At 63.1% G+C, this 14,832-nt stretch carries 19 protein-coding genes and 1 pseudogene; 14 read left to right on the top strand and 6 right to left on the bottom strand.

What is annotated here, in order from left to right; genetic code table 11:
* Positions 1-679: 679 nt before the first annotated feature.
* Positions 680-1,161, top strand: a pseudogene (locus ACZ5KP_RS11815) (transcriptional regulator TrmB); the annotation flags it as partial.
* On the opposite strand, the gene ACZ5KP_RS11810 reads toward ACZ5KP_RS11815, so the two are convergent.
* A complete protein-coding gene (locus ACZ5KP_RS11810; RefSeq protein ID WP_460917835.1) occupies positions 1,100-1,660 on the bottom strand; it encodes a class I SAM-dependent methyltransferase in 561 nt (186 codons plus the stop codon). The pseudogene ACZ5KP_RS11815 and the gene ACZ5KP_RS11810 overlap by 62 nt on opposite strands.
* Position 1,661: 1 nt before the next feature.
* Positions 1,662-2,102, bottom strand: coding sequence for a DUF302 domain-containing protein (locus ACZ5KP_RS11805; protein ID WP_460917834.1), 441 nt, complete (start codon positions 2,100-2,102; stop codon positions 1,662-1,664).
* Positions 2,103-2,277: 175 nt separating this feature from the next.
* Here ACZ5KP_RS11805 and ACZ5KP_RS11800 point away from each other — a divergent pair, with 175 nt between their 5' ends.
* Positions 2,278-2,616, top strand: coding sequence for a thioredoxin family protein (locus ACZ5KP_RS11800; protein WP_460917832.1), 339 nt, complete (start codon positions 2,278-2,280; stop codon positions 2,614-2,616).
* Positions 2,617-2,631: 15 nt separating this feature from the next.
* Positions 2,632-3,750 (top strand): aminotransferase class V-fold PLP-dependent enzyme, encoded by a 1,119-nt coding sequence (locus ACZ5KP_RS11795; RefSeq protein ID WP_460917831.1) that lies wholly within the window; start codon positions 2,632-2,634, stop codon positions 3,748-3,750.
* 122 nt (positions 3,751-3,872) lie between these two features.
* Here the strand turns inward: ACZ5KP_RS11795 and ACZ5KP_RS11790 are convergent, their stop codons facing one another.
* Genes ACZ5KP_RS11790 through ACZ5KP_RS11780 form a run of 3 tightly spaced genes read right to left on the bottom strand, consistent with a single transcriptional unit; the run spans position 3,873 to position 4,921 of the window.
* Positions 3,873-4,094: a HalOD1 output domain-containing protein gene (locus ACZ5KP_RS11790; RefSeq protein WP_460917830.1), complete on the bottom strand. Its 222-nt coding sequence runs from the start codon at positions 4,092-4,094 to the stop codon at positions 3,873-3,875.
* A gap of 6 nt (positions 4,095-4,100) precedes the next feature.
* Positions 4,101-4,673, bottom strand: a complete 573-nt coding sequence (locus ACZ5KP_RS11785; protein ID WP_460917829.1) for a DsrE/DsrF/DrsH-like family protein — start codon at positions 4,671-4,673, stop codon at positions 4,101-4,103.
* A gap of 2 nt (positions 4,674-4,675) precedes the next feature.
* Positions 4,676-4,921, bottom strand: a complete 246-nt coding sequence (locus tag ACZ5KP_RS11780; RefSeq protein ID WP_460917827.1) for a sulfurtransferase TusA family protein — start codon at positions 4,919-4,921, stop codon at positions 4,676-4,678.
* A 250-nt stretch (positions 4,922-5,171) separates the two neighbouring features.
* On the opposite strand from ACZ5KP_RS11780, the gene ACZ5KP_RS11775 reads away from it, so the two are divergent.
* The 5 genes from ACZ5KP_RS11775 to ACZ5KP_RS11755 are packed head-to-tail and all read left to right on the top strand — an operon-like array spanning position 5,172 to position 9,890.
* Positions 5,172-6,365: an MBL fold metallo-hydrolase gene (locus tag ACZ5KP_RS11775; protein WP_460917825.1), complete on the top strand. Its 1,194-nt coding sequence runs from the start codon at positions 5,172-5,174 to the stop codon at positions 6,363-6,365.
* Between the two features lie 8 nt (positions 6,366-6,373).
* Positions 6,374-6,931: a YeeE/YedE family protein gene (locus ACZ5KP_RS11770; RefSeq protein WP_460917824.1), complete on the top strand. Its 558-nt coding sequence runs from the start codon at positions 6,374-6,376 to the stop codon at positions 6,929-6,931.
* A complete protein-coding gene (locus tag ACZ5KP_RS11765) occupies positions 6,928-7,386 on the top strand; it encodes a YeeE/YedE family protein (protein WP_460917823.1) in 459 nt (152 codons plus the stop codon). The genes ACZ5KP_RS11770 and ACZ5KP_RS11765 overlap by 4 nt, the downstream gene beginning before the upstream one ends.
* 9 nt (positions 7,387-7,395) lie before the next feature.
* Positions 7,396-8,571, top strand: a complete 1,176-nt coding sequence (locus tag ACZ5KP_RS11760; RefSeq protein WP_460917822.1) for an inorganic phosphate transporter — start codon at positions 7,396-7,398, stop codon at positions 8,569-8,571.
* A 32-nt stretch (positions 8,572-8,603) separates the two neighbouring features.
* On the top strand, positions 8,604-9,890 hold the full coding sequence (locus tag ACZ5KP_RS11755) for an MFS transporter (RefSeq protein WP_460917820.1): 1,287 nt from the start codon (positions 8,604-8,606) through the stop codon (positions 9,888-9,890).
* Between the two features lie 98 nt (positions 9,891-9,988).
* Here ACZ5KP_RS11755 and ACZ5KP_RS11750 read toward each other — a convergent pair whose 3' ends face one another.
* Positions 9,989-10,834 (bottom strand): universal stress protein, encoded by an 846-nt coding sequence (locus ACZ5KP_RS11750; protein ID WP_460917819.1) that lies wholly within the window; start codon positions 10,832-10,834, stop codon positions 9,989-9,991.
* A 262-nt stretch (positions 10,835-11,096) separates the two neighbouring features.
* Here ACZ5KP_RS11750 and ACZ5KP_RS11745 point away from each other — a divergent pair, with 262 nt between their 5' ends.
* The 6 genes from ACZ5KP_RS11745 to ACZ5KP_RS11720 all read left to right on the top strand — a co-directional run bounded on the left by ACZ5KP_RS11745 (position 11,097) and on the right by ACZ5KP_RS11720 (position 14,801).
* Positions 11,097-11,261 carry a DUF7512 family protein gene (locus ACZ5KP_RS11745; protein ID WP_201289496.1) on the top strand — a complete coding sequence of 55 codons (165 nt, stop codon included), beginning with the start codon at positions 11,097-11,099 and terminating at the stop codon, positions 11,259-11,261.
* Positions 11,251-12,306: a sulfite exporter TauE/SafE family protein gene (locus tag ACZ5KP_RS11740; protein ID WP_460917817.1), complete on the top strand. Its 1,056-nt coding sequence runs from the start codon at positions 11,251-11,253 to the stop codon at positions 12,304-12,306. The genes ACZ5KP_RS11745 and ACZ5KP_RS11740 overlap by 11 nt, the downstream gene beginning before the upstream one ends.
* Positions 12,307-12,487: 181 nt before the next feature.
* Positions 12,488-12,892: a helix-turn-helix domain-containing protein gene (locus ACZ5KP_RS11735; RefSeq protein WP_460917816.1), complete on the top strand. Its 405-nt coding sequence runs from the start codon at positions 12,488-12,490 to the stop codon at positions 12,890-12,892.
* 161 nt (positions 12,893-13,053) lie between these two features.
* Complete coding sequence (gene trxA / locus ACZ5KP_RS11730; protein ID WP_460917815.1) at positions 13,054-13,413, top strand: thioredoxin; 360 nt, start codon at positions 13,054-13,056, stop codon at positions 13,411-13,413.
* Positions 13,414-14,460: an NAD(P)/FAD-dependent oxidoreductase gene (locus ACZ5KP_RS11725; protein ID WP_460917813.1), complete on the top strand. Its 1,047-nt coding sequence runs from the start codon at positions 13,414-13,416 to the stop codon at positions 14,458-14,460. It begins immediately after the preceding gene.
* Entirely contained in the window at positions 14,457-14,801 is a 345-nt protein-coding gene (locus ACZ5KP_RS11720; protein ID WP_460917812.1) for an SHOCT domain-containing protein, read from the top strand. Before ACZ5KP_RS11725 ends, ACZ5KP_RS11720 begins: the two co-directional genes overlap by 4 nt.
* Positions 14,802-14,832: the final 31 nt, after the last annotated feature.

Raw genomic sequence — 14,832 nt, 5'->3', positions numbered from 1 at the left:
CGGACTCGCCATCTGGGATGCCACCGGAACGGCACACCACTTCCGGCTGTATCGTGATGAGACGGTCGCGTTCATCGAGTCGCCGAACGATCCCCGCGCCCCGCCTCTGGTTGATCCGATGCGCCATCCCCGGAGCGACCCTGCAGAACACCCTGGGGGGCGCCGACCGAGGTCCTCGAGCGACTCGATGCTCTGGATCTCGAACCCGCTTGGATGGACGTCTGCGACGACGACCACGATTTCGAGACCATAAACGAGGACACGGCGCGCCCAATCGTTCGCTGCGCAGAGTGTTCGACCAAGGCCCACACGCTTGGCTGGCTCGGTCACTCGCTCCCCGACGAGTAAGCCCTACGGCGCTTAGCGGGCCTTGAGGGCGCTACATCACCTACAAGTTCGAGTACGGGGAGAGCCGGGAGCACGTGCTTTGCTGCTTATTACACGGAGCGCCTTGGACCACTCAATGATGCCGATTGCACTGTGGCCCTTGGGCGTCAGGGAGGTGAGAATATGCGAACTCGACCAACACAAAACCGCCTCGAGGTGGATTACCTTCCACCGTTCGGACGGTCTGAGGTGACGGTCGTCGGCCCGGCTGCGTTACCGATTGCGATCGTAGCAGTGGTCCTAGCCGCTGTGCTCGCGTCCGATCTGAGCGATTGACTCCGCCGGTATCGCGTTCGGCCGGGAACTCGCACACCATCTGCATCGCCAACGCCTCGAAGCCGTCGCTCCGAAGGGTACGATTCTCTGGGAGGACTACGACGAATTACTCGCCCAGGCCGAGACGGAGATCGACGCAGAGGCGTCCCACGATACCGGCCTCGTTCGATTCGCAGCCTTCGAGCTCCAGTTCCTCCTCACTGGCCGTCGCTACTACTTCTACTCCGAAGAACTCGATGCCGTCTCGCCGGCGGAGCTGTGTTGTCACCCCTCTTGATCGACGACGGGAGTCGCCACCGCTCGTACTGTCTCCTCCTACTCAGACACCTCAACGTTGACGAGGAGGTCCGGCGAGAGCAGGGAGCGAAGTATGGCCTCGAAGACGAAATCGACGCCTTGCTGCGCTACCTCGAGGCTCACGGCGAGGTCCTCTTAGTTATTCGGCTGTTGCCGTTACCAGAAACGTTTCTGGCCGTACCGCTTCGAATTCGACTGTGAATCCGTGCTGACGGAGCGCACTCGCCGTCTCAGTGGCGGAATACCGCTCGTCAACGGATGGGCCGTGAGACCCACTTCCGGAAGCTGCCCAGTCCACGATAACGAGCGTCCCCTGTGAGGTGAGCACGCGACTGAGTTCGCTGAACGCCTGTTCGTTCGCGAACTCGTGGTAGGTCATCGTCGAGAACGCCGCATCGAGACTGTCGGAATCGAGTGGAAGGTCATCGACGCCACTCGTCACGAGATCGACGTTCTCGGGGACGCCTTTCTCCCGGTAGTAGTCATGCATCGCATCCTGGATGTCGACGGCGTACACGTGGTCGACAGCTGGTGCGACGTCGTCCGTATAGAACCCGGTCCCGCTACCGAGATCTGCGATCGTCTCGTCGCCGTCTGGTGACAGCGCCCAGAGGAGCTCCTCCACGGAGAGGAAGCGGTACCGTCGCTGTGCGTCCTCGAGTTTGTCGGCGCCGTCGGCGTCGAACGTGTGATATCCCATCTTAGAGGTTCGCGAACGCCTTGTCGACGAGTTCGCCAGTGTCGGCGACGATGTCGGCCATCTCCTCGTTGTCGGGCGCCATCCCGACGAGGCGGGCGATGCGCATGATGGAGACGTGGTAAACGACCTGTTTGCCCGGTTCTTCCTCCCAGATAACGACGTTACAGGCCATGAGCGCGCCGAGTTTGTTGTCGGTCGCGTCGAGCGCACGGTCGGCCACCTCGGGATTGCACGCACCGAGCACGTAGTAGGGGTCGCGGCCGGCGTCGACCTTCTCGTTGAGCATCTTGGAGGGCGAGAACTCGACGGGAACGCCGAAGCCGGCGTCCGTGAACACGTCGCGAACGTGCTCGATTGCTTCCTCGTGGCTCATCTCGAGGGTCGCTTGTTCTTCGCCGATGTCTTCCGGGTCTATCTGGCTCGGGTCGATTGGGAGCGTCATTCGTGTGCTATATTGGGCCTATAGCACAAAGTCTCTTCGGATATTTTTCCGAAGTCTGGGGCATCTTGGAGTGGAACAGGGACTCCACTGCCTGTTGCCGATCAGGTTAGATAAGACGTATTGTATTGTGTGGTAGGCCCAAGACTATTAACCATCCGGTGCGTAGAGTCTCCTAATGGCAACACAGACAGCGAAGACGGACCGCGTGGTCTCGATCGGTGACGACGACCTCGAAACGGTCGTCGAAGGCAGCAACGTCGCGCTCGTGGAGTTCTATACGGAGTGGTGTGGCACCTGCAAACGAATGAAGCCGGTCCTCGAAGCACTCGCCGAAGACACTGACGCGACGGTCCTGACGATCGACATCGAATCGAATCTCGAAACGGCAATCGAGTTCGGTGCCCAGAGCACGCCCACGTTCGTCCTCTTCGTCGACGGGCAACCGGTGAAACGGCTTCGTGGCGGCCAGAACGAACAGACACTCCGCGACCTGATCGCCCGGTATCGGGACTAACTCACCGACAACGAGATGAACCCCAGAGAACTCCGCGCCGACACGCCCGCCCTGCAGGAGGACGTCTACCTGAATTTCGGCGCTCACGGGCCGAGTCCACGGTACGTCGTCGAGGCTGCTGACGAGTTCGTACGGTCACACGAGTACGAGACGAGCACGCGAAACGACCCCTACGAGGTGGCGTTCGACGCCTACGACCGCGTGCGGGAGCGCGTCGCCACGTTCGTCGGTGCGGACGACGACGAGATCGCGCTCATGGAGAGTACGACTGCGGGCATCAACGCTGTCGCGACCGCCATCGACTGGGAGCCTGGCGACACCGTCGTTCGAACCGACCTCGAACACCCGGCCGGGACGCTCCCGTGGCAACGCTTGGAACAGCAGGGCGTCGAGGTTCGCGTCGTCCAGACGGAGAACGGTCGTGTCGATCTCGACGCCTTCGCCGAGGCTGTCGCCGACGCGCGCCTGGCCTGTTTCAGCGCGGTGACGTGGACGCACGGCACCCAGTTGCCCGTTGCCGACCTCGTCGACATCGCTCACGAGGCTGGCGCGTTCACGCTCGTCGACGCTGTCCAGGTTCCGGGACAGCTTCCGATGGACGTCGGCGAGTGGGGGGCGGACGCCGTTGCGGCGGCCGGTCACAAGTGGCTGCTGGGGCTGTGGGGCGGCGGCTTCCTCTACGTCGACCGGACAGCTGCTGATTCCCTCCTACCCACCACAGTTGGGTACCGAAGCGTCGAGACGCCGACTGCAGATCCCTACGAGTTCGCAGCTGGCGCCCGCCGATTCGAGGTCGGCTCGGCGAACCCGGCTCCACACGTCGCCCTGGCGGAAGCCATCGAGGCGATCGACAATGTTGGAGTCGACCGTATCGCTGCCCGAATCCAGGAATTGGCTGGCCAGCTGGCCGATGGGGTTCCCGACGACCGGCTTCTCAGTCCTGCAGACCCCGAGTCAGGACTCGTGACCATCGACGTGGACGACCGCGAAGCGACGGTCGACCGACTCGCGTCGGAGGGAATCGTCGTTCGTGCTGTGCCGACGCCGGACGCTGTCCGCGCGTCGGTCCACGCGGTCAACACTCACGCTGAGGTCGAGCGGCTGCTGGACGCACTCGAATCGGAGTGGACCTGACGCGACCGCTGTTCTCCGCTGCCTCCCGCTTCGACATTCGCTCAGCGTCTACTCGTTGAACTCGGATGGCGCTCCTGGAGTGGCCGTCGGGGGGATTCCGCTATCGAAAATTGCTGGCGGCTTCAGTCGACCTGTACGCGACCGCTGTCGTCGACGACGACGTCGTGACCACGATACGCGAATCGAACTTCGAGTTCAGACGCCGTCGAATCCGCGACCAACCGTTCTACTGCATCCGGATCGATGACCTCAGCTAGCGGTGGATCGAGTGTGACTGGCTCGACGCCCTCTGCCTCCGCGACGGCATCGACAATCCGGGGAATCGGATTCTCGAGTTCGTTCATCAGAGTTTAGACGAGGAGCTGGATGTCGGCGTCGGCCATGTCTTGGAGAGCGGTCGCCGCGCCGACGCCCGTGGTGACGCCGTCGTAGAAGTCGTCCTCGTCGTAGTCCATCAGGTCGATGGTCATCTGACAGGCCTGGAACTCCACGCCCATGTCGAGGCTCGTCTCGATGAGTTCCTCGATGGTGGCGGTGTCGTTGTCCGCGATCTTCTTCTCCATCATCTTCGTCGTCACACGGTCCATGCCCGGGAGCGCCGCGACGGCGTTCGGGACGGGCATGTTGGGGTTGCCGACGGAGCTGAGTTTCAGGTTCTTCGAGCGCTCCTCGTGGAGGATGTCCAGCCCCCAGAACGTGTGGAAGACGGTCACCTCGTAGTCGAACGCGGCCGCGGTGCTAGCGAGGATGAGCGGCGGGTACGCCATGTCCAGCGTCCCCTTCGTCGCGATGATGCTCATCTTCTTGCCGTCGTCCTCGCTCGTGGCTTCGGCGAGCGCGTCCTCGAGTTCGTCGACGCGCGCGGCCAGTTCCGCACGCGAGGGCGCGTCGTCGGCCGACGCGTCGGGTGTGTCCGTACTCATCGTTACTCCGTCTTGCGGACGTAGTGTTTGTACACGTCGTCGCCTTCCTCCTGCTCGACGAGCTCGACGCCCTTGGTTCCGGACGCCCAGCCGTCGATGTCGCTCATGCTCCCCGAGTCAGTCGCCAGCACTTCGAGGACCTCACCTTCCGCGAGATCGTCGATGGCGGACTTCGTCTTCACTACTGGCATGGGGCACGATGCGCCTTTGACGTCGAGCGTCTCCGTGATGTCGAATTCAGCACTCATTGGTTATCTGCTCCGTTTGTCTGTATTGGAGCTATCGCACAATACCCCCTACCCAAGTAAAAGATTGTCGGTTCTTGGGAATACTACAATAATCCAAGCAGCGGTATATCCTCCATATACCGGTCTATATGCCTTATTCCGAATGTCTGAGGAAAACGGGGCCGTCGATATCCTGGATTAGTATTGTGCAGTTGGGGAACTTCTATGCAAATGCTTTTGTACGTCCACCCTGTAGAAGCGACTGCACAACATGAACGCTGACGACTTCCCGACTCCGGACGTCGACGTGGACTCCGTCGACCCGGAGACGCTGAAGGATCGTATCGACGCCGGCGAGGACGTCACACTCCTCGACGCGCGTATGCAATCAGACTACGAGGAGTGGCGTATCGACGGTAAGAACGTCACGTCGATCAACATCCCGTACTTCGAGTTCCTCGAGGACGACATCGACGAGGACGTGCTCGCCGAAATTCCCGACGACCGCGAGGTGACCGTCCTGTGTGCGAAAGGCGGCGCCAGCGAGTTCGTCGCGGGCACGCTCGCGGAGCGTGGCTACGACGTGGATCACCTCGAGGACGGCATGAACGGCTGGGCGAGCATCTACGAGGCCGTCGAGGTCGAGCGCTACGACGGCGCCGGCACCCTGCTCCAGTACCAGCGCCCCTCCTCGGGCTGTCTCGGCTACCTGCTGTACGATGACGGAGAGGCCGCGATTATCGACCCGCTGCGGGCGTTCACCGACCGCTACCTCGAGGATGCCGACGAACTCGGTGTCGACCTGCAGTACGCATTAGACACGCACGTCCACGCCGACCACATCTCGGGCGTCCGCGATCTTGACGAGGAAGGTGTCGAGGGCGTCATCCCCGAGGCTGCTGTAGACCGTGGCGTCACGTACTCGGACGAGCTGACCACGGCCGCGGACGGCGACACCTTCGAAGTCGGCGACGCCACCATTGAGGCGGTCTACACGCCCGGCCACACGACTGGGATGACCTCGTACCTCGTCGACGACAGCCTGCTCGCGACCGGCGACGGACTATTCATCGAGAGCGTCGCCCGCCCCGACCTCGAAGAGGGCGACGACGGCGCACCCGACGCCGCACGCATGCTCTACGAGTCGCTGCAGGAGCGCGTGCTGACGCTGCCCGACGACACGCTCATCGGTGGCGCGCACTTCAGCGACGCCGCCCAGCCCGCTGCGGACGGCACCTACACCGCACCGATCAGCGAGCTCGTCGCGGAGATGGACGCGCTCACGATGGACGAACAGGAGTTCGTCGACCTCATCCTCTCGGACATGCCGCCGCGGCCGGCCAACTACGAGGACATCATCGCGACGAACCTGGGCCAGAACGTCGTCGACGACGACGAAGCGTTCACGCTCGAACTCGGCCCGAACAACTGCGCCGCCAGCCAGGACTCTCTCGCGGGTGACTAACGACGCCGATGGTTGCTGACCCAGTACTGCTCCAGGCGGTTGCCGACCTGTTCCCGAACGGGATCAGTCGGTACGCCGTCGGCGGACTGCTCGTCGGGCTCGGCACCGTTCTGATTTACATCGGGACGGGAATCCCAGCCGGGGCGAGTACGTTCCTGGAGTCGACGCTGTCGTACGTCTCCGACCAGTCCCGCTTCCAGCAGTATGTCGGCTCGCGCGACTGGCGGCTCGTGTTCACGGCCGGCATCATCCTCGGTGGGCTGGCGTTCGCGGCGACGTTCCAGTCCGGGCTGGTCACGAGCTCGCTGTACGAGCCCGGGACGACCGGCCAGCTGTATGAGGTCGCCGGGGTGACGCTCTGGACGACCGACGTCCAGCCGTGGCGACTGTTCGTCGGCGGCATCCTCGTCGGCATCGGGACCCGAATCGGCAAGGGCTGTACGTCCGGGCACGGCGTCTGCGGCGTCGGCTCGGCGTCGAAGACATCGCTGGTCGGCGTCGTGACGTTCCTGACCGTGGCGATCGGCACGGCACAGGTCGTCGCCGCACTGGGGGTGAGCCCATGAGCGACCGCCACCCGCTGTTCAAGCCGCTGATCTTCGTCGGCGGCATCGTGTTCGGGTTCGGGCTCGGGTTCAGCCACATGGCGCGGCCGGAGGTCGTGCTGAACTTCCTCCAGTTCGACGACCTCGGCCTCCCGTTCGTCATGTTCGGGGGCGCCATCGTCTCCGGAATCGCGTTCGCCCTGCTGCCCCGGATTCGGGACGCCGCCCCCCTCACGGGCGACCCCTACGAGCGCCGCCTGAAACCGTTCGACCGGAACGTCCTCGTCGGCGGCGCCATCTTCGGCGTCGGCTGGGGACTCTCCGGCATCTGCCCGGGCGCTGCGTACGCGAGCCTCGGCGTCGGCAACGTCACCATCCTCTGGGCACTCGCCGGCATGTTCGTCGGCGCGTACGCCCAGGGCTACTGGCGGAGTCGTAGCCAGAGCCGCGACACATCCCCAGCGGGCGCAGACTAACCCACTTCTATGGACCCCGCTCTCATCGCCCTCTTCGTCGGTGCAGCGCTCGCCAGCCTGTTCATGGCGTGGGTCATCGGTGCGGGGTCAAGCGGCGCAACACCGTACGCCCCTGCTGTCGGCGCGAACGCCATCGGGACGATGCGGGCTGCGTTCCTCGTCGGCATGTTCGGCTTTGCCGGCGCCGTCACGCAGGGAGGGAACGTCTCGGAAGCCATCGGGAGCGGCCTGGTCGGCGGCATCAGCCTGCCGATCGCCGGTGTCATCCTCGTGCTCGTGTTGGGTGCGGGGCTCATGGCGGTCGGTATCACGACCGGCTATCCGATCGCGACGGCGTTCACCGTGACAGGCGCCGTCATCGGTGTCGGCCTCGCCCTCGGTGGCACGCCGGTCTGGCCAAAGTACCGCCAGATCGCCGCCGTCTGGGTGTTGACGCCGTTCGTCGGTGGTGGTATCGCGTTCACAATCGCGAGCCTCCTCCCGCGTCCCGATGTCCCCGAGCGGTACAGCATTCCTGTCCTCGCCGGGCTCGTCGGGGCCGTTCTCGTGAACATTCAGTTCAGGTTTCTCGGCAAGGGAAGCGCGGCGGGAACCGTCCGCGGTTTCGGACAGCAGGTGCTCGCAGTCGACGGGCTCGCCTCGGCGGTCGGGATTACCGGCCTCGCAGCGCTGGCCGTCGCGGCTGTCGTCTGGTGGGACGTCAGTCGCGACGAACGCGGCGGCCTGCGTAGGGTGCTGCTGGCCCTCGGGTCACTCGTGGCGTTCTCCGCGGGCGGGAGCCAGGTCGGGCTCGCCGTCGGGCCGTTGCTGCCGCTGCTCGACGAGGTCGGGGTGGTCTCGACGTTCGCCGTGCTCGTCGGCGGCGGCCTCGGAATGCTCGTCGGCTCGTGGACGGGAGCGCCACGTATGATCAAGTCGCTCGCCCAGGACTACTCGTCGCTCGGTCCGCGGCGTTCCATCTCGGCGCTCGTGCCGTCGTTCTTGATCGCACAGCTGGCAGTGCTGCTTGGCGTCCCGGTCTCGTTCAACGAGATCGTCGTCAGCGCCATCATCGGAAGCGGTGCCGCCGTTGGTGGTCGGGAAGCTGTGGATGCCAGAAAAATCCTCCTGACAGTTGGGGCGTGGGCAGGGTCGTTCTTCCTCTCGTTCGCGCTCGCGTATGGCACCGCGTTCCTCCTACTGTAACCAACAGGTGAACCTGCTGAGCTCAAGAACGAATGACTACGACAACTGAACTCGAACAAGGAATCCGCGAACACCTCGGGCAGTTCTCGCTGCACGTCCTGCTCGTCTTCGCGACTGGGCTGACCATCGGCTCCGAACGGACCGTCGTCCCCGTGCTGGGGGAGGACGTCCTCGGCGTCGAGTCGTTCCTCGTGATCGGCTCGTTCGTCGTGTCCTTCGGCGTCGTGAAGTCGATCCTCAATCTCTACGCCGGCAAGTGGGGTGAGGAGTACGGTCGGAAACCCGTCCTCATCGCCGGGTGGGCGACAGCGCTTCCTCTACCGATCATCCTCATCTTTGCCCCGAGTTGGGGCTGGATCACGGTGGGGAACATTCTGCTAGGGGCCAACCAGGCGTTGACCTGGAGCATGGCGATTAACGCGAAGATCGACCTCGCAAGTCCCGACCAGCGCGGTCTTGCGGTCGGCATCGACGAGGCGTTCGGCTACACTGGCGTCGCCGTCGGCGCTTGGGTCACGGGCGTCATCGCCGGCCAGTGGAGTCTACGGCCCGAGCCGTTCTACTTCCTCGGCGTCGTCGTCGTGCTGGCGTTCCTCATCTCGATCTTCCTGATCAAGGAGACCGTTCAGTACGCGCAGGCCGAGGGTGACGACGACCATCACGACGCGAACCTCCCGTTCAATGAGGTGCTGAAGCGAGCGACGTACGGCGACCGGACGCTTTTCGCGGCGGCGCAGGCCGGCCACATCGAGAACTTCGTCGATACGCTGTTCTGGATCGCCGTCCCGCTTTATTTGGTGAGCCAAGGGCTCGGTATCGCGGCGGTCGGGGTCGTCGTCGGCGTCCACAGCGCGATGTACTTCCTCCAGATTGCGACCGGCGGGCTCGCGGACCGCATCGGTCGCCGCCCGCCCGTCATCGCCGGGATGTTCCTCGCGGGCGCGGGTGTCCTTGGGATGGTGCTCGTCGATGGCTACCTCCAGTGGGCCGTGCTGGCTGGCGTCTCCGGTCTGGGGATGGCGCTGCTGTACCCGAACCTGATGACGGTTCCGAGCGACGCGGCCCATCCGACGTGGCGCTCGGCGGGGATGGGCGTCTACCGGATGTGGCGTGACTCCGGGTACGCTGTCGGCGCGGTCCTGATCGGACTCTCGATGGAGTTCGTGAACGTTGAAGCCGCGTTTTACCTGACCGCTGGTCTGATGTTTGTTTCCGGCGCGGTGGTGTATCTCTGGATGGAGGAGACTCATCCCGAGTTCGGTACTCACGAGCCACCCGCGCCTGCGAGGGCCGGAAGGGGAAGCGTCACTGAAGACTGAATGCTCCGTGGGGGCCCGTCTCGTGGGGCCCCACGCGTCCTGAGAGCTGACAAGGGCTGCCGACGCCCAACGATATCCCAGCCCTGGTGTTGTCTCTCTCAGACTGCCCGGGGTGGCGGGACGAGAAAGACGTTTCCCGTTGCCTGTGCGACGATCTCCTCGGAGACACTCCCCAACAGGAGCCGCCGGATACGGCTTCTCCCTTTCGACCCGACAAGGACCGTCGACGGTGTTACCTCAGATTCGACGGCGAGGATTTCGTTGGCGGGATCGCCGTGTCGGACCTCGACCTGTGTCTCGATGCCCCAGTTTTCCAGCGTGCTCGCATGCTCGGCCAACTGTCCCTGTGGGCTGGCATCGGCGTCGACGTCCTCGTCTTTCGGCGACCGAACGTGAACGAGCGTCACCTCCTCGGTCGCGTGACGGAGGTACGAGAAGGCGTCGAACGCTCGGTTGGCGTTCTCAGAGAAGTCCGTCGCGAAGAGAACACGTTGAAAGAGATGTTCCCGGAGAACCACGGGGTCGTCGGTCCCCCGCTCGACGCGGTTGACCAACAACGGAACGACAGTCGTCCGCGCGAGGTTGCGAGCCGTCGAGCCGATGATCCGGTTCTCTAATGGGCTTTGTCCCCGTGAGCTGACGACCGATAGATCGGCGTGGACAGTCTCCGCGATGCCGTTGATACGTCGATAGGGAGTTCCACGGACGACGTGAGTCTCGACGTCGAATCCGGCGGCCTCAATGACCGTCCGATACTGGTCCAGCGCTCGTCGACGTTGCTCTTCGAAATTCACGCCGGGCATCCCGGAGTGAACGTTCGCCGGAACGACCGTCACGAGGTGGATCGTATCGACGCCGATGCGGCCCAAGCACTCGAGGCACGTTTCGTTCTCTATTGCGGCCTCACTTGCAGCCGACAGGTCGGTCGCGCACAGGGCCCTCATAGCGGCACTTTAGTCGAGTGTCCACAACATGGTTTTGTTCGTTTTTGTAGGAATAGTCGACAACGGCATCTCCGCTGAGCAGTTTCGTGAGCGGCCAGCGCCCATATGTTTCCCATAAGTTATCGATACTCTGTGCGAGGTTACTGGAATATAGTATTGTGCGGTAATCCCAAAATCGTTATAGGCACGAGGCGGGTAGAGCCTATTGAGCAGAAATGTGCAAACAGCGAATTTCCGTGTTCGAAACTCAGTGGGAGAACCGATGGCAGGATTAGAGATTCCCACATGGGATCCGGAGACAGCCTTGCTTATCGGCACGATACTACTGGAAGCGATCGTGCTGTACGTGGGCTACGGCGGCCTCGAACGGCTCTTCGGACCGTATCTGATGAAGCTCCTCGTCGGGGGTGACGCGGATGCTCGATAGTCTCCTCGACGGCCTCGGGATCTTGGGAACCAGTCCTGAGATGCTGGCACTGTTCGTCGGGTTCGGCCTTGTCGTCGGGGTCCTGTTCGGGTTCTTCGGCATGGGCGGGTCGTTCCTCGTCACCCCTGCACTGCTGATGCTAGACTACGAACCGTCGGTCGCCGTCGGGAGCGGGATGGCGTTCGTGTTCGGGACTGCCGTCATCGCGACCTTGAAGCACCACGATCTCGGGCAGGTCGACTACAAGCTCGGCGCCATCATGATCACTGGGACGACAATCGGTATTGAGGCCGGCCGTGCCAGTGTCTATTACCTCGAGTCGTTAGGACTCGCTGGCGGTATCATCAGCGTCGCCTACGTGGTCTTGCTCGGCGGTGTCGGGGCGATGGTGACTCGTGACGCGTTGAAGAGTAATGGCGGTGGTATCGATCACGAGGCTGCTGACAAGGACCTCGACGAGTACGAGATCCCAGAAATCGCCAAAACGATTCAGCAGACCGTTCGAATACCGCCGATGGTGACGCTCCGCGGGGACGTCCGTGTCTCCGTGTGGGTCATCACGGCCGTCGCCTTCGCGACTGGTCTTCTGTCCGGCTTCCTCGGCGTCGGTGGCGGGTTCATCCGGATGCCGGCGATGATCTACGCCATCGGCGTCCCGGTACCCGTCGCCGTCGGGACCGACCTCTTCGAGATCGTCTTCTCCGGCGGTCTCGGAAGTTACCTCTACGGACAGGGCGGCGGCGTGAATCTCGGTATCGTCGCCCCGCTGTTGTTCGGGAGCGCACTCGGTGCGCGCATCGGCTCTGCTGCGACCGCCGTCGTCGACGCTGACGGCATCAAGATCTACTTCGGGGGGATGCTTCTGATCGGTGCCGTCGCCGTGGGTATCGGCGAGATCGGCTCCTACGTCGGAAGCCCGACGATCGAGCTGCTCGGGCTGGTACTGGTTATCGGCGCGGCGGTCGTCGTCGCCTTCGCGATTCTGTACACGACGATTTCGTCGCTCCGGCAGAAGCGTCATCAGGGAACCACGGTTACCGACTGATCTGTTATTCCGCCAACCCGCTACCCGGTCGAATTAATTTGATTGTTTACTCCCTGGATCTCCCCAGAGCGACGAGTAGCTGTACACGCATTTCCTGTTTCCCTCTCTTGGTTCACCGCGAAATTGTGCGAACTGTGCAAAAGTCTTTTAATAGCTCAGTACGTACGTAGTTTCGATAACGATGCCAGATTCGATGTCTGAACAACTCCGCAGTGACATGGAGTGTGAGGGGCTGCTGGAGTGCTTCCACGGCCTCAAAGAGCTCGACAAGGAGTGCTTCCAGGCGCTCGTCGAGACCGAAGAACCGCTGACCGTCGACGAAATCGCCGACACGGTTGATCGCGAACGCTCGACGGCCTACCGCGCCATCCAGCGCCTGCTCCAGACCGGGTTCATCGAGAAGAACCAGATCAACTACGACGAGGGGGGCTACTACCACGTCTACTCGCCGGCGGACCCCTCGAAGATCGCCGACGATATGCAACGCCTGCTCAACGACTGGTACGCGAAGATGGGCCAGCTCATTCAGGAGTTCGAGACCAAGTACGAACAGTCCGAGGCTGCGGCCCCGGCCGCCGAAAGCTAACGTTTTCTTCTTCTCTCCCTCGGGTTCTGGCACTCGTCTCGGGAAGCAGACTCTTGCGTGATACAGGTTACGACCGCTCTTTCCTGCCGACAACCTGTATTGGATAGTATTGTACATATTATCCAAAACCCTTAATTAGCGCTGGTGCATACATACTGGTGATGGCAACTGATACTGCATCCGACGCTGGCACCGCGTCCACGACCGAACCGCTCCACGTCGACGGGCAGTCCCAGCTCGACGACGTCATCGCTGCGAACGACGTCGTCCTCACGGACTTCTACGCCGACTGGTGTGGGCCGTGCCAGATGCTCGAACCGACTGTCGAGGCGCTCGCCGCCGAGACCGACGCGACCGTCGCAAAAGTTGACGTCGACGCCAACCAGCCGCTCGCTGCTGCCTACGGCGTCCAGGGCGTTCCCACGCTGATCCTGTTCGCCGACGGTGAACAGGTCGAGGAAGTCGTCGGTCTCCAGGGCGAAGACCAACTCCGAACGCTCATCGAGACCTACACCGAGTAAATGACACAGGACATCCACGACCTCGTCATCGCCGGCTCGGGAATCGCCGGCCTCTCGGCAGCCGTCTACGCTGCGCGAGCCGACCTCGACCCACTCGTCCTCGAGGGCGACGAGCCGGGCGGCCAGCTCACACTGACGACCGACGTCGAGAACTACCTCGGCTTCCCCGACGGTGTTGGCGGCATGGACCTCGTCCAGCGCGGCAAAGAGCAGGCCGAGCAGTTCGGCGCCGAGTTCGAGCACGGTCGCATCGAGGACGCGGACCTGGACGGCCAGCCGCTGGAACTATCGCTGTCGACCGGCGACACGATCTACACGCTGTCGCTGATCGTCGCGACCGGCGCGAGCGCGCGCTGGGTCGGTGCCGAGAACGAAGACGACCTGATGGGGCACGGGCTGTCGACGTGTGCGACCTGTGACGGCGCGTTCCACCGGGGCGACGATGTCCTCGTCGTCGGCGGCGGCGACAGCGCGATGGAGGAGGCGTTGTTCCTCGCGAAGTTCGCCGACTCCGTGACCGTCGTCCACCGCCGCGAAGAGCTGCGAGCATCGGAGATCATGGCCGACCGCGCCCGCGAAAACGACGATGTCCAGTTCCGCTGGAATACGGAGCTCGAAGCCATCCATGGCTCGCAGGAGGAGGGCGTCACCGGTGCCACGCTGGTCTCACACCCTGAGGGGCATCCCAGAGAGAAGGCCGAGTCCGGTGCCGACGTCGAGCGAGAGACGGTCGACGTCGGCGGCGTGTTCTACGCCGTCGGCCACACGCCGAACACGCAGTTCCTCGACGGCACCGGCGTCGAACGGGACGAGGACGGCTACATCTTCACGCAGACCGACGACGCTGGGCGGCCCACAGCCCAGACGGCCGTCGATGGTGTGTTCGCTGCTGGCGACGTCGCTGATCCCCGCTACCGACAGGCGATCACGTCTGCCGGCACCGGGAGCATGGCTGCCCTCGACTCCGAGGAGTTCCTCGAAACACTCCATAACGCAGGCGAATCGACCGCTACTGCGATATCCCGTCCGGAACAATCTGCACCATGACCTCCAAGTTCACAACCACAATCGCTCGCGGTACTGCTGGCTCCATCCTACTGAGTGCATTTACTGGGATCGCCACAGCACAGGCCGGCAGTGGTCACTCCGGTGGGATGGGTGGAATGGACGGCGCAATGGGTGGCTTCGGCTGGTGGCCATTTCTCTGGTCACTCATCCTACTGAGTGTGCTTCTCATTGTCGGCTACGGAGTTTATACACACGGGCGTACCCCGGTTAATGAGCAAACTCACACGGATACTGCACTGTCGACGCTACGTTCCCGGTACGCTCGTGGAGAGCTCTCCGAGGAGGAATTCGAAGAGCGTCGTCGCCGACTTGAGGAGTAATTTGAGGACAACTACCCTTGTACCGCCAATT

This window comes from Salinarchaeum chitinilyticum (genome assembly GCF_055390775.1).
This window is presented reverse-complemented; position numbering and strand designations above follow the sequence as displayed.